Origin of the sequence: Nonomuraea sp. NPDC049637 (assembly GCF_040675235.1) — a bacterium.
GTDB lineage: Bacteria > Actinomycetota > Actinomycetes > Streptosporangiales > Streptosporangiaceae > Nonomuraea.
The window spans coordinates 175843-189294 of the sequence record NZ_JBFAOM010000012.1 but is presented as its reverse complement, the minus strand read 5'-3'; the positions used below and the strand labels follow the sequence as shown (position 1 = coordinate 189294).

At 71.5% G+C, this 13452-nt stretch carries 15 protein-coding genes; 12 read left to right on the top strand and 3 right to left on the bottom strand.

The window, feature by feature from the left end; all coding sequences use genetic code 11:
- Positions 1-17: 17 nt before the first annotated feature.
- The 8 genes from AB0J71_RS19210 to tsaD all read left to right on the top strand — a co-directional run bounded on the left by AB0J71_RS19210 (position 18) and on the right by tsaD (position 6012).
- Entirely contained in the window at positions 18-1070 is a 1053-nt protein-coding gene (locus tag AB0J71_RS19210; protein WP_352318664.1) for an alpha/beta hydrolase, read from the top strand.
- Positions 1070-1522 carry a tRNA (adenosine(37)-N6)-threonylcarbamoyltransferase complex ATPase subunit type 1 TsaE gene (gene tsaE, locus AB0J71_RS19205; RefSeq protein ID WP_364415230.1) on the top strand — a complete coding sequence of 151 codons (453 nt, stop codon included), beginning with the start codon at positions 1070-1072 and terminating at the stop codon, positions 1520-1522. Before AB0J71_RS19210 ends, tsaE begins: the two co-directional genes overlap by 1 nt.
- Positions 1523-1733: 211 nt before the next feature.
- Entirely contained in the window at positions 1734-2393 is a 660-nt protein-coding gene (locus AB0J71_RS19200) for a hypothetical protein (RefSeq protein WP_364415228.1), read from the top strand.
- A 3-nt stretch (positions 2394-2396) separates the two neighbouring features.
- Positions 2397-2933 carry a class F sortase gene (locus tag AB0J71_RS19195; protein ID WP_352318670.1) on the top strand — a complete coding sequence of 179 codons (537 nt, stop codon included), beginning with the start codon at positions 2397-2399 and terminating at the stop codon, positions 2931-2933.
- A 10-nt stretch (positions 2934-2943) separates the two neighbouring features.
- Positions 2944-3873: an aminoglycoside phosphotransferase family protein gene (locus AB0J71_RS19190; protein ID WP_364415226.1), complete on the top strand. Its 930-nt coding sequence runs from the start codon at positions 2944-2946 to the stop codon at positions 3871-3873.
- 27 nt (positions 3874-3900) lie between these two features.
- Entirely contained in the window at positions 3901-4545 is a 645-nt protein-coding gene (tsaB, locus tag AB0J71_RS19185) for a tRNA (adenosine(37)-N6)-threonylcarbamoyltransferase complex dimerization subunit type 1 TsaB (protein WP_352318674.1), read from the top strand.
- An 11-nt stretch (positions 4546-4556) separates the two neighbouring features.
- Positions 4557-4988: a ribosomal protein S18-alanine N-acetyltransferase gene (gene rimI / locus AB0J71_RS19180; RefSeq protein WP_352318789.1), complete on the top strand. Its 432-nt coding sequence runs from the start codon at positions 4557-4559 to the stop codon at positions 4986-4988.
- Positions 4981-6012, top strand: coding sequence for a tRNA (adenosine(37)-N6)-threonylcarbamoyltransferase complex transferase subunit TsaD (tsaD, locus tag AB0J71_RS19175; protein ID WP_352318676.1), 1032 nt, complete (start codon positions 4981-4983; stop codon positions 6010-6012). The genes rimI and tsaD overlap by 8 nt, the downstream gene beginning before the upstream one ends.
- Before the next feature lie 80 nt (positions 6013-6092).
- On the opposite strand, the gene AB0J71_RS19170 is transcribed toward tsaD, so the two are convergent.
- From AB0J71_RS19170 to AB0J71_RS19160, 3 genes are all read right to left on the bottom strand, one after another.
- Complete coding sequence (locus AB0J71_RS19170) at positions 6093-7838, bottom strand: hypothetical protein (protein ID WP_364415224.1); 1746 nt, start codon at positions 7836-7838, stop codon at positions 6093-6095.
- Between the two features lie 258 nt (positions 7839-8096).
- Positions 8097-9260, bottom strand: a complete 1164-nt coding sequence (locus AB0J71_RS19165; RefSeq protein ID WP_364415222.1) for a class I SAM-dependent methyltransferase — start codon at positions 9258-9260, stop codon at positions 8097-8099.
- Between the two features lie 98 nt (positions 9261-9358).
- Positions 9359-9853: a MarR family transcriptional regulator gene (locus AB0J71_RS19160; RefSeq protein WP_352318681.1), complete on the bottom strand. Its 495-nt coding sequence runs from the start codon at positions 9851-9853 to the stop codon at positions 9359-9361.
- 104 nt (positions 9854-9957) lie between these two features.
- On the opposite strand from AB0J71_RS19160, the gene AB0J71_RS19155 reads away from it, so the two are divergent.
- The 4 genes from AB0J71_RS19155 to AB0J71_RS19140 all read left to right on the top strand — a co-directional run bounded on the left by AB0J71_RS19155 (position 9958) and on the right by AB0J71_RS19140 (position 13448).
- Positions 9958-10812, top strand: coding sequence for an NAD-dependent epimerase/dehydratase family protein (locus AB0J71_RS19155; RefSeq protein WP_352318683.1), 855 nt, complete (start codon positions 9958-9960; stop codon positions 10810-10812).
- A 171-nt stretch (positions 10813-10983) separates the two neighbouring features.
- Positions 10984-11298: a co-chaperone GroES gene (groES, locus tag AB0J71_RS19150; protein WP_226899011.1), complete on the top strand. Its 315-nt coding sequence runs from the start codon at positions 10984-10986 to the stop codon at positions 11296-11298.
- A 69-nt stretch (positions 11299-11367) separates the two neighbouring features.
- The gene (gene groL, locus AB0J71_RS19145) at positions 11368-12987 is read left to right on the top strand and encodes a chaperonin GroEL (protein WP_352318685.1); all 1620 of its coding nucleotides are present in this window, start codon (positions 11368-11370) and stop codon (positions 12985-12987) included.
- Between the two features lie 218 nt (positions 12988-13205).
- On the top strand, positions 13206-13448 hold the full coding sequence (locus tag AB0J71_RS19140) for a hypothetical protein (protein ID WP_364415220.1): 243 nt from the start codon (positions 13206-13208) through the stop codon (positions 13446-13448).
- Positions 13449-13452 lie beyond the last annotated feature (4 nt).

Here is a 13452-nt window from a genome sequence, read left to right as displayed (position 1 = left end):
GGAGAAGGATCGGGGACATGACGACGACAACACGGCGGCGCAGGGTCGGAATCGCCGGCGCGATCGTCGGAGCGGCGTCGGCCGGTGTCGCGGCGGCGGCTCTGGCCAAGCGCTACGCGGTCGGCCGGATCAGGCTGCGGCCCGACGAGGAGGCCAGCGAGCCGTTCGGCGAGCTGCGCGGCAGGGAGCGCACGCTCGTCACCTCCGACGGGGTGGCGCTCCATGTCGAGATCGACGGCCCCGAGGACGCGCCGCTGACGATCGTGATGTGCCACGGCTACTGCCTCAACCTCGAATCGTGGCACTACCAGCGCAAGGAGCTGCGCGAGAACCACCGGCTGGTGTTGTGGGACATCCGCTCCCACGGCCGCTCGCAGCGCGGCACGGCCGACGACAGCACGATCGACCGGCTGGGCCAGGACCTCGCCGAGGTGATCGAGGAGTTCGTGCCCGGCCCGTGCGTGGTGGTCGGCCACTCGATGGGCGGCATGACGATCATGGCGCTCGCCGACAGCCACCCTGAGCTGTTCGGCGACAAGATCCGGGCGGTCGCCCTCATCGCGACCTCGGCGGGCAAACTGGCCGAGCTGACGCTGGGGCTGCCGGCGATGGTGTCCAAGGCCGTGCACAAGGTCGCGCCGTCCACCGTGTCGCTGCTGGGCAGGAAGGGCTCGCTGATCGACAAGACCCGGCACGCGGGCAGCGACATCGCGTTCCTGATCACCCGCTACATGGGCTTCGGCGACTCCGCGAACGTGAGCCCGACCGTGGTCGACTTCGCCGAGTCGATGATCAGGCAGACCCCCACCGAGGTGTTCGCCGCCTTCTACCCGGCCCTGATGAACCACGACAAGTTGTCCGCGCTGCACGTCCTCGACCCGGTCCCGACCGCCATCGTCTACGGCGAGCGCGACTGGCTGACCCCGCCCGACCACAGCAGGGCCATCGCGGCGGCGCTGCCCAAGGCGCAGGTCACCGAGATCCCCGACACCTCCCACCTGATCCAGCTGGAGCGCCCGGGGATCGTCAACGACGCGCTGCGCGACCTGATCAAGCGAGTGGAGTTGTAGTGCGACTGGCGACAGCGGAGGACATGCGGGCCTACGGCGCCCGCCTGGCGGCCCACCTGCGGCCCGGCGACCTGATCGTGCTGTCCGGCCCGCTCGGCGCGGGCAAGACCACGCTCGTCCAGGGCATCGCCGAAGGGCTCAAGGTGCGCGGGCCGATCACCTCGCCCACCTTCGTGATCGCCAGGGTGCACCCGTCGCTGCGGCAGGGCCCGCCCCTGGTGCACGTCGACGCCTACCGGCTCGGCGGCGACCTGGAGGTCGACGACCTCGACCTCGACGCCTCGCTGGAGGAGTCGGTCACCGTGGTCGAGTGGGGCGAGGGCCTGGTCGAGGGGCTGGCCGAAGACCGGCTGGAGATCCACATCGACCGGGAGACCGGCGACGACGCCCGCCTGGTGACCCTGCGCGGGGTGGGCGAGCGATGGGCCGACACGCCGTCTGATCCGGCCTAAGGCTAAAACGTCCGTCAATTTCCGGCAAAGCTGTCACCCTTGACGTATCTGGCCGAAGACATAAATCATGATCGTTGGTCAGGGATTTGCCCAGAATTTCTGGGTATCAGGAGGGGCGACATCCACATTTTTGGTGGATGCTGGGTGCAAGACGGCAAAGTGGGGTGCGGCGGTGCTCAGGGTCAGGCGAGTCGCGTACGCGGGTGCCATCATGGTGGTCGGGCTGACCGGGTGTGCGGCCTCGGCCGAGACCACACCGACAGGCACACCGACGGCCACAGCCACGACGTCCACCACCGCCACCGCGACGACCACGGCGACGACCACCGCGACGACCACGGCCACCGCCCCGCCGCCCACCAAGAGGCCGAGCATCGCGGTCCAGGTCAACCCCGACCGGGTCACCGCGGGGGAGACGTCCAAGGTGTGGATCCTGGCCAACTGCCCGCTGCCGTCCGGCGGCCCGGCCCACACCGGCACCGCGACCTCGCGGGCGTTCCTCAACGGCGTCCCGCTCAACCCCGTGCCGGCCGGGTCGGCCACGCCGGCCACGACCGGCAGCCCGGCGAACGGCTCGCCCTGGGTCCGGGGCGAGGCGACGGTCTCCGGCACGGTCAAGCGCGGCTCGTACACCGTCGACGTCAAGTGCGACGGCACCAACGACGTCGGCAAGGCCACGCTCAAGGTGGTCAGGGCCGAGGCCGATCCGACCGGCGTGCCCACCAAGGCGCCCAGGGCGGGCGGCGGCGGCACCTTCGGCCGTGACGTCGACGACGAGTCCTCGATCCCGCTGGGCCCGGCCGGCGCGCTGGTGGCCCTGGTCCTCGTCGGCGGCGCGGTCGTGATGGTCAAGCGGCGCAGCCGGGCTTGACCGATGGCACGTCCAGGACGGGTGGTGCTCGCGGGCGCCGTCACGGGCCTGCTGCTGGTCGCCTTCGGCAAGAGCATGCAGAACTCCTCCACCCCGGCGGCGAGCGTGGTGCCCAAGAGCATCGACATCCCGTCGCTCGACCTTGAGGCCCCGCTGATGAAGCTCGGGCTGAGCAAGGACGGCGAGGTCGAGCTGCCGCCGTACGAGAAGCCGAAGATGGCCGGCTGGTACAGCGGCAGCGCGGTGCCCGGCGAGAAGGGCGCCTCGGTGATCATCGGCCACGTCGACACCAAGACCGCCCCCGCCGTGTTCTACAAGCTCAGGCAGTTGCGCAAGGGCGAGACCGTCAAGGTGGAACGCAGCGACGGCAAGGTCGTCAGCTTCAAGGTGGACGCCATCGAGCAGGTCTCCAAGGACCACTTCCCGGCCCGGCGGGTGTACGTCGACGACGGGCTCAAACTCGTGACCTGCGGCGGTAAGTTCGACTACGCCAGAGGCGAATATGTCGACAACATCATCGTCTACGCGTCCCGAGCCTGATCATGGAACGATGAGCACTGACCACAACCCGCCGGCGTCCGGCGCCCGCGTGCCCTGGCCAGAGGTCCACCCGCTGGTGCGCGAGGCGGTCGAGGGCTTCCTCGGCGGCCGCGTCGTGGCGGCCGTCACCCAGGAGGGCGGCTTCTCCCCGGCGGCCGCGGTGCGCGTGCGGACCGAGGACGGCCGGCGCGCGTTCGTCAAGGCCGTCGGCCCCGAGCCCAACCCCGACAGCGTGCGCATCTACCGCTCCGAGCTCAGGAACGCCGCCGCGCTGCCCGAGTCGGTCCCCGCGCCGAAGCTGCTGACGGCGTTCGAGCTGGAGGGCTGGGTCGCCCTGGTCTTCGAGGACGTCGAGGCCGTGCACCCCGCGATGCCGTGGCGGCGCGACGAGCTCGACCGGGTGTTCACGGCACTGAAGGAGATGTCCGCCGCGCTCACCCCGTCGCCGATCGAGGCTCCCACGGTCGGCGAGGTCATGGGCGACTCCTTCCAGGGCTGGCGCAAACTGCTCGGCGAGGACACCGCCGGGCTCGACCCGTGGGCGCTGCGCCACCTGCCCGAGCTGGCCGAGCTGGAGTCCGGCTGGGAGACGGCGGCGGCCGGCGACACCCTCGTCCACGCCGACCTGCGGGCCGACAACATCCTGCTCACGCCCGACCGCGTGTACGTGGTCGACTGGCCGTGGGCCTGCCTGGCCGCTCCCTGGTACGACCAGGTGGCCATGCTGCCGTCGGTCGGCATGCAGGGCGGTCCCGCCCCCCACGAGCTGTTCGACGATCCCGACCCGGCGGTCACCGCGGTCGTCGCGGCCCACAGCGGCTACTTCGTCCGGAACGGCCGGCTGCCCGATCCGCCCGGCCTGCCCACGCTCAGGGCGTTCCAGCGGGCGCAGGGAGTGGTCGCGCTGGAGTGGCTGAAACGGCGTACCGGCTGGGTCTGACCCGTCCGGCGGGTAGGCTAAACAGTCGTGCTGGTCCTGGCCTTTGATACCGCGACGCCCGCCGTCACCGCCGCCCTCCACGACGGCGAGCGGGTGCTCGCCGAGTCCACGACGATCGACGCTCGCCGCCACGGCGAGCTGCTCGTCCCCACCATCGAACGCGTGCTGACCGAATCGGGCGCCGCCCTGCGCGACGTGACGGCCGTCGTCGCGGGCAGCGGCCCCGGGCCCTACACGGGCCTGCGCGTCGGGCTGATGACCGCCCAGGGGCTCGCGACGACGCTCTCCGTGCCCGCGTACGGCATCTGCACCCTCGACGCGGTCGCCTACGGCAGCGGGCTCGGCGAGCCGTTCCTGGTCGCCACCGACGCCCGGCGCAAGGAGGTGTTCTGGGCGCGCTACCAGGACATGCGCACCCGTGCCGACGGCCCGTTCGTCGACCGGCCCGCCGAGGTGCCCGTCGAGGGCCTGCCGGTCGTGGGCGCCGGCGCCGGGCTCTACCCCGACGTCCTGGGCCGCCACGACGCCCCGCCCTACCCCTACGCGGGCGCGCTGGCCGCGCTGGCCGCCGAGCGGCTGGCCGCGGGCGTCCCGCTCGACCCGCCGCGGCCCATCTACCTGCGCAGGCCCGACGCCGTGGTGCCGGGCGCGCCCAAGAGGGTGACGGCGTGAGACTGCGGCCGATGACCGAGGCCGACCTGCCCGCGGTCATGGCGATCGAGCGGGCCACGTTCCCGCTCGACGCGTGGAGCGAGGGCATGATGCGCGGCGAGCTGGCCGACATGCCGCGTTCGCGCCACTACGTGGTGGCCCTGGCCGACGACGAGATCGTCGGCTACAGCGGCATCGCGGTCGCGGCCGACCAGGCCGACGTGCAGACCATCGCCGTGCTGGAGAAGCATCAGGGCACCGGCATCGGCAGCGCGATGCTGACCGAGCTGCTGGCCGAGGCGCGGCGCAGGGGCGCGCGCGAGATCTTCCTGGAGGTACGCGCCGACAACCCGCGCGCCCAGGCCGTCTACCGGCATTTCGAGTTCGAGGAGATCGGCACCCGCCGCCGCTACTACGACGACGGCACCGACGCGATCATGATGAGAAGGAAGCTGGATGGCTGACGCACCCCTGGTCCTGGGCATCGAGACGTCGTGCGACGAGACCGGCATCGGCATCGTCAGAGGCCACACGCTCCTCGCCAACACCATCGCCTCCAGCATGGACGAGCACGCCAGATACGGCGGCGTGGTGCCCGAGGTCGCCTCCCGCGCCCACCTGGAGGCCATGACGCCCACGGTCGAGGCGGCGCTGGCCGAGGCGGGGCTCAAGTTCTCCGACATCGACGCCATCGCCGTCACCGCCGGGCCGGGCCTGGCCGGGGCGCTGCTGGTGGGCGTGGCCGCCGCCAAGTCGTACGCGCTGGGGCTCGGCGTGCCGCTCTACGGCGTCAACCACCTGGCCGCCCACGTGGCCGTCGACCAGCTCGAACACGGGCCGCTGCCCAAGCCGTGCATCGCCATGCTGGTCTCCGGCGGCCACTCCTCGCTGCTGCTGGTGCCCGACGTGGCCGAAGACGTCATCTCGCTCGGCTCGACCGTCGACGACGCGGCCGGCGAGGCGTTCGACAAGGTGGCCCGGGTGCTCGGGCTGCCCTTCCCCGGCGGCCCGCACATCGACCGGGCCGCCCGCGAGGGCTCCGGCACGGCCGTGACCTTCCCCCGCGGCAAGATCGACGACGGCACGCTCGACTTCTCCTTCTCCGGGCTCAAGACCGCCGTCGCCCGCTGGGTCGAGGCGCGCGAGGCGTCCGGGCAGTCGATCCACGTGCCCGACGTGGCCGCCTCCTTCCAGGAGGCCGTGGTCGACGTGCTGACCCGCAAGGCGTTGCAGGCGTGCAAGAAGTACGACGTGCACGACCTGCTGATCGGCGGCGGCGTGGCGGCCAACTCGCGGCTGCGGGCGCTGGCCCAGGAGCGCTGCGACGCGGCGGGCGTGCGGCTGCGGGTGCCCCGGCCGGGGTTGTGCACCGACAACGGGGCCATGGTCGCCGCCCTGGGCTCCGACCTGGTGGCGGCGGGGGTCACCCCCTCGACGCTGGAGATCCCGGCGGACTCGTCGCTGCCGATCACGACGGTCCACGTCTGAGCCCCGGCGGGGCCGGCGGCCGGCGGTGAGGCGCGGGGCGTGCCCCACCGCCGGGCGGGTCAGTCTTGGGTCCTGGCGGGTCAGTCTTTGGTCCTGGTGGGCCGGAGCAGGGCCTCGGCCAGCGCCAGCATGGTCTCCTCCAGCGCGGCCAGCCGCTTGGTGAGGTCGTCGGTGGCCGGCTGCACGATGCCGCTGACCGTCTCGCTCAGCTCGTCGCGGTCGGGCCGGGAGCGCACCAGCTCGGTCAGCGCGTCGGCGGCGGCCGACAGGCGGTCGGCCTGCGCGCCGGCCTGCGACTCGATGAGCTCGCCGACCCGCTCGGGGATGGCCAGGGCGGCCGGGAGCTGGCTGACGTGCTGGTTCATGGCCTCGATGCGGTCGTCGACCGACTCCAGGTGCTCGCCGGCCTGATCGGCGCGGGCGGCCAGGCCGTTGAGGTGGGTGTCGAGGCCGTTGAAGCGGCTGTCGAGCCCGCTGAACTGGCCGTCGAGGGTGTCGAACCGGGTGATCAGGTGCTCCTCCGCCTCGACCAGGCGCTCGTCGATCGACTCCATCTGGTTGTCGAGCTTGTTGAAGCGGCCCTCGCTGCGCACGGCGGTCTCGGCCAGGCGCTGGTCGGTGGCCGAGGCGCGGTCGTCGAGCGCGCTCAGGCGGCCGTCGAGGGCGTCGAAGCGGTCGTCGTGGCGGACGAGGTGGCCGTCGATGGTGCCCATGCGCTTGCCGAGGCCGCCGAGCTGGCCGTCGACCGAGGTGAGGCGCTTGTCGACGCCGCTGATGCGGCCGTCGACGCCGTCGAGCCTGGTGTCGATGTCGGCCAGGCACTCGTCGGCCGACTCCAGCCGGCTGTCGAACCCGGTGAGCCGGGTGTCGAGCCCCATGAGCCGGCCCTCGACCCGGTCGAGCCGGGAGTCGACGCCGTCGAGCCGCCCGCTGAGCCGCAGCTCGCTCTCCCCGAGCTGGACGGCGAGGTGCTGGTCGGCCTCGTCGAGGCGGGCGGTGAGGCGCTGCTCGACGTCGGCCAGCCGGACCGTGAGCCGCTGGTCGCCCTCGTCGAGCTTGGCGGCCAGGCGCTCGTCGGCGCGGTCGAGCCGTTCGTTCAGGCGCCGGGTCAGCCGCTCGTCGGTCTCGTCGAGGCGGCCGGCCAGGCGTTTGTCGGCCTCGTCGAGGCGGGCGGCGATGTGCAGGTCGGTGTCGTCGAGGCGGCCGGTCAGGCGCTGCTCGGCCGCGTCAATCTTGACGGCGACCTGCTGCGACGTGGCCGCGACGCTCTCGGCCAGCTCGCCGACCACGCTCTCGACCCGCTCGGCGCGGCCCGACAGGTCGGCCACCGACTTGTCCAGCCGGGTGAAGCGGCTGGCCGCGGCCTCCATGCTGGAGTTGAGCTGCGTCAGTTTGGCGGCGAAGCCGGACATGTTCTGGGTGATGCCGTCGGTGGTGTCGAGCACCGACTGCAGGCGTTTGAGCGCCTCGTCGACCGCCTCGCCCACGGTGCCCAGGTCCGCCCACAGGCTCGGCAACTCGGCCACCGGCGCGACCCGGGCGTCGACGTGGCCGATCTTCTCCCCGACCGCGTCGACGTGGTCGCGCACGGCCTCGACGTGCTGGGCCAGGCCCTCCGCCCACATCGGCGGCTTGGCGGTGATGTCGTCGAGCCGCCCGCTCACCGCCTCAAGGGTGCCGCTCAGGCCGCCGAGCTCGCGTTCGCGCACCTCGCGCAGCAGCCACTCCATGCCTTCAAGACGCTGGCGGATCTCGTCGAGCACGGCTCCCTGGGTGCGCTGCTCGTAGACATGGTCCTGGGCGGCGCGCGCGAGGAGGTCTCGCATCCTCTCGGAGATGGCGGACTGGCCGCCTGCCTGAAGAAGGGTGGTGTGGTTGGAATGGTCCACCGAAAGGCTCCTTCGCTCGCCGACGGTCTGCCGCGCAGCGGTGGGATAGGTCCGGTTTGCAGATGAAAGGGCGAGTACGCGGGTTACCGCATAAGGGGGAGAACTCCCGCCCGTCCACCTTAGCCTTTCGATCAAGGTCAGGCGGCGTCGAAGTGAAAGATCGTATTTAGCGGAAGAATGCCCGCTTTGGATTGTTCAGGCAGGTGGGAGGGGGTTGCAGATGATAACTGAAGGCTTATCGAGAATGCGGGTCAGGATAATGACGACGGCGTTCTCGCCGGAAAGGCGGAGATCGGCGCGCAGGCGTTCGATGTCGATCGCCGACGCGCGTTTCTTGATGGTGACATTTCCGATCCAGCGTTCACGGAGAGCGGCGCGCAGCTTTTTCAGCGAGAACGGCATGACCTCGTCCACCTCGTACCCGGAGGCCCAGGGCGTGTGGCTGGGCTCGTCGGCGGTGATGTAGGCGATCATGGGGTCGGGCAGGCGTCCGCCGATCAGCTCGGCCACCTCGCCCACGAGGTGGGCCCGGATCGCGGCGCCGTCGGGCTCGTAGACGTAGCGGCCCATCGGGCCGACCGGCGCCTGGACCCCGGTGGCGGCCAGCGTGTGGCCGCCGGGCAGCAGGGTGGCGCGCCGGACGGGGCCGACCTGGGGGCCGGTCCAGAGGGTGGCCTCCTTGACCTCGCCCTTGTAGGAGACCCATTCGGCCTCCGCCCCCTCGGGGATGAACTCGTACGGGATGCCGGGGGCGACCTTGAGGCAGGCCCGCGGCGCCCGCGCGACCAGGTCGAGCACGACCGGCCAGGGCGGCGAGTAGGCCATGGGGTCGAACGTGCGGCCCTTGCCGCTGCGCCGGGCCGGGTCGGCGAACAGCGCGTCGTACTCCTCGGGCCGGACCAGCGCCGCGTCGCCCACCCGCACGCGCACCCGGTCGGCCAGCCCGAGCGCGTCGGCGTTGGCGCTTGCCACGGCGACCGTCAGCGGGTCGAGGTCGACGGCGTCGACCTCGCAACCGGCGCGGGCGAGCGCCAGGAGGTCGCCGCCGACCCCGCAGCAGGCGTCGATCACCCGCCCGGCGCCCATGCGCCGGGCGCGGTGGTCGGCGACCTCCCGGCGGGTGGACTGCTCCAGGCCGTGCGGGGTGAAGTACATGACCGCGGCGTCCGCGCCGAACTTCGCCGCGGCGCGCTCGCGCAGCGCCGCCTGCGTCAGCGCGGCGGAGGTGAGCGCCGCGTCGTAGGTGCGGCGCAGCCTGGTCGCCGCCGCGACCGGATCGGTCCCGGCCAGCTCCGCGGCCTCGGCGAGCGCCCGCTGCCCGCGCGGGGTCAGCAGCTCGCCGAAGGCGTCGAGATCCATGTACGCACTCCGCTCACAACTCAGGGTCGCTCACGACCAGGGGCCACTCGCGATCCGGACCGCTCGTGATCCGGGGCCCGCTCACGACTCGGGCTCGCTCACAGGGAGGTGTCGCCCAGGGAGACCAGCAGGCTGCGCAGCAGCCCGGCCAGGGCCTCGCGCTCGCCCCCGGACAGCCCGGCGAGCAGCCGCTCCTCGTTGGCGGCGTGCAGGACGAGCATCTCGTCGGCGACCCTCCTGCCCTCGTCGGTGAGGGCGACCAGCGTCATGCGCCGGTTGTTCGGCGCCGGCCAGCGGTGGACCAGGCCGCGCCGGACCAGGTGGTCCATCCGGTTGGTGAGCGCGCCGGGGCTGACCATGGCCGAGGCGGACAGGTCCTTCATGCACATGGCGTCGGCGCCGCTGCGCAGCAGCGTGGCCAGCATGTCGAACTCCCACGCCTCCAGCCCGTGCTCGGCCAGGAAGTCCTTCACGCCGCGCTCCAGCAGGCGCGAGGCGCGCGAGACCCGGCCGATCACGCCCATCGGGGACACGTCGACGTCGGGCCGTGTCCGCGCCCACTGTCCGAGAATCACGTCCACCGCGTCATCCACGGGGATCACCCTACCAAAGCTTCGATGTTGAAATGTTCGGCATCGTGCGGTACTGTCCACGACGTCGAAATGTTCAACGTAGAAGTTTTCGAGGTAGGTTCATCATGAAGGTGCTGGTGCTGGGCGCGACGGGGTACATCGGCGGCGCGGTGGTCGAGCGGCTGGCCGAGCAGGGGCACGAGGTGGCCGTCCTGGTGCGGCCCGCCGCCGACGGGTCCCGGCGCGTGCCGGGCGTGGCGGACGAGCGTCACGGAGACCTGGCCGACGTCGCGGGGCTGGCCGCCGCGATCACCCCGGACATCGACGCCATCGTGGTCGCCGCCCAGCTCGGCGGCGACAAGGAGGCCGACCTCGCCGCGATCGGCGTGCTCGCCGCGTCGGGCCGGAAGGTCGTCTTCACCAGCGGCGTGTGGGTGCTCGGCGCCACCGCCGACGGGCACGAGGAAAGCCCGGCCGACCCGATTCCGCTCGTGGCGTACCGGCACGAGATCGAGCAGCTGGTCATCGACGGCGGCGGCTCGGTGATCCGGCCCGCCGTCGTCCACGGGCGCGGCGGCGGCATTCCCGCCATGATGCGCGCGCAGGCCGCCGAGCGCGGCGCCGGCGTCTACGTCACCGACGGCGGCGAGCCGCACACCTGGACGTTCGTGCACGTCGACGACCTGGCCGACCTCGTCGTGGCCGTCCTGGAGAGGGGCGGCGCCCGCGTCTACCACGGCATCAGCGAGGAGGCCGTGCCGGTCGCCGAGGTGGCCGAGGCGGCGGCCCGGTCCGCGGGCGTCAAGCCGCAGGCCGAGCCCTGGCCGCAGGCCGAGGCGGCCCAGGTGCTGGGGGCCGGCTTCGCCGAGGCCCTGGCGCTCGGCCAGCGCATCAGCGCGACACGCACGCGCGCCGAACTCGGCTGGAACCCCTCCCGGCCCGGCGTCGTCGCCGATCTGACCGAGGGTTCCTACGTCTGATCGCTGTGAGCAGACGCGTTCGTGTTGACTGTCAAGGCCCTCTTGCATATGTTTCCTGTTGGCACTCTCACCTTGAGAGTGCCAACGTGCGACGAGGCAGGTCTGACACCCGCGACGGCAGGCCCCGCTGGTCGCCTCTTCTAGATCATTCAAATCTGAAGGGGAGGTCCGATCGTGACGACCGCCACCAAGGTTCCCGTTAAGCCGCTCGGCGACCGCATCGTGGTTCAGCCGCTTGAGGCAGAGCAGACCACCGCTTCCGGTCTGGTCATCCCGGACACCGCCAAGGAGAAGCCGCAGGAGGGCAAGGTCCTCGCGGTGGGCCCCGGCAACTGGGATGAGGACGGCGACAAGCGTATTCCGCTCGACGTCTCCGAGGGCGACGTCGTCCTCTACAGCAAGTACGGCGGCACCGAGGTCAAGTACGGCGGCGAGGAGTACCTCGTGCTCTCCGCCCGCGACGTTCTCGCGATCATCGAGAAGTAAGCCGGTTGTGTCGAGCCCCGGGCGCTCTTGAGGGCCCGGGGCTTTCGACGCCAGGAGAGGACTTTCAGCATGGCGAAGATCCTGCAGTTCGACGAGGACGCCCGTCGCGCGCTTGAGCGCGGTGTCAACGCCCTCGCGGACGCCGTGAAGGTAACCCTCGGCCCGCGTGGCCGTAACGTCGTCATCGACAAGAAGTTCGGTGCGCCGACGATCACGAACGACGGTGTGACCATCGCTCGTGAGATCGAGCTGGAGGAGCGCTACGAGAACCTCGGCGCCCAGCTCGCCAAGGAAGTTGCCACCAAGACCAACGACATCGCGGGCGACGGCACCACCACCGCCACCGTGCTGGCCCAGGCCATGGTCCGCGAGGGCCTGCGCAACGTGGCCGCCGGCGCCTCGCCGCTGTCGCTCAAGCGTGGCATCGACAAGGCCGCCAAGGAGATCAGCGACCGGCTGCTGGCCAGCGCGCGCGAGGTGGGCGACAAGAAGGAGATCGCCAACGTCGCCACCATCTCCGCCCAGGACGCCAAGATCGGCGAGCTGATCGCCGAGGCGTTCGACAAGGTGGGCAAGGACGGTGTCCTCACCGTCGAAGAGTCCAACGCCATGGGCATGGAGCTCGAGTTCACCGAGGGCATGCAGTTCGACAAGGGCTACCTGTCGGCCTACATGGTGACCGACCCCGAGCGCATGGAGTCCGTCCTGGAGGACGCGTACATCCTGCTCACCCAGGGCAAGATCTCCTCCATCGCCGACTTCCTGCCGCTGCTGGAGAAGGTCGCCCAGACCAAGAAGCCGCTGCTCGTGGTCGCCGAGGACGTCGAGGGCGAGGCCCTGGCCGTCCTGGTCACCAACAAGATCCGCGGCACCTTCACCTCCGTGGCCGTCAAGGCCCCGGGCTTCGGCGACCGCCGCAAGGCGATGCTCCAGGACATGGCGATCCTCACCGGCGGCCAGGTCGTCAGCGAAGAGGTCGGCCTCAAGCTGGAGCACGTCGGTCTCGAGGTGCTCGGCACGGCCCGCCGCGTCGTCGTCACCAAGGACGCCACGACCATCGTCGACGGCGCCGGCGACCAGCAGGCGATCGAGGACCGCGTCAAGGAGATCAAGATTGCCATCGAGCAGTCCGACTCCGACTGGGACCGCGAGAAGCTGCAGGAGCGCCTGGCCAAGCTCGCCGGCGGTGTGTGCGTGCTGCGCGTCGGCGCCGCCACCGAGGTGGAGCTGAAGGAGAAGAAGCACCGCCTCGAGGACGCGATCTCCGCGACCCGCGCCGCGATCGAGGAGGGCATCGTCTCCGGCGGTGGCTCGGCCCTCATCCACGTGGGCAAGGAGCTCGACGACCTCGGCCTGACCGGCGACGAGGCCACCGGTGTCGGCGTCGTGCGCCGCGCGCTGGTCGAGCCGGCCCGCTGGATCGCCGAGAACGCCGGCCTGGAGGGCTACGTGGTGACCCACAAGGTCGCCGAGCTGCCCGCCGGCCAGGGCCTCAACGCCGCCACCGGCGAGTACGTCGACCTGATCGCCCAGGGTGTCATCGACCCCGTCAAGGTGACCCGGTCCGCGGTGCAGAACGCGGCTTCGATCGCGGGCATGCTCCTGACGACCGAGGCGCTCGTGGTGGACAAGCCCGAGGAGGAGGCTCCGGCCGCCGGCCAGGGCCACGGCCACGGTCACGGCCACTGACCCGCCTGTTTCCCCCGCGCCCGTACGGCCCGCCCCGGTTCCCTCCGGCGCGGGCCGTCGGCTTTCCATGGCCCGTCCCTGGCCTGGTGGATTCGGCCTGGTCGGCGGCCGACCCGGCGATGGTGTGCACTTTCGGTGTCTTCGTATGCCGACCAGGTCGCTCGAAGGATGTCCAAGCACGGGCGCTTTCGGCGATCTTCATGGCATCCTTTCGGGATATGCCACCGTTTCCGCCCGCGTTGGTCGAGCTGTCCACAGCGCAGTTCGTCCTCCGGCCGCCCAGTACGGCGGACGCTCCGGAGGTCCTGCGCCTTGCCAGGGACCCGGACGTGCTTCTCTGGAACCCCCGCTGCCGCATCGAGGACGAGGCCGGAGCCGTTGCGGACTGCCTCAAGGGCGCCGACTGGTCAGACGGAACGCACGCCACGTTCTCGATCCTCGACGCCGAGTCCGGGCGTTAGGTCG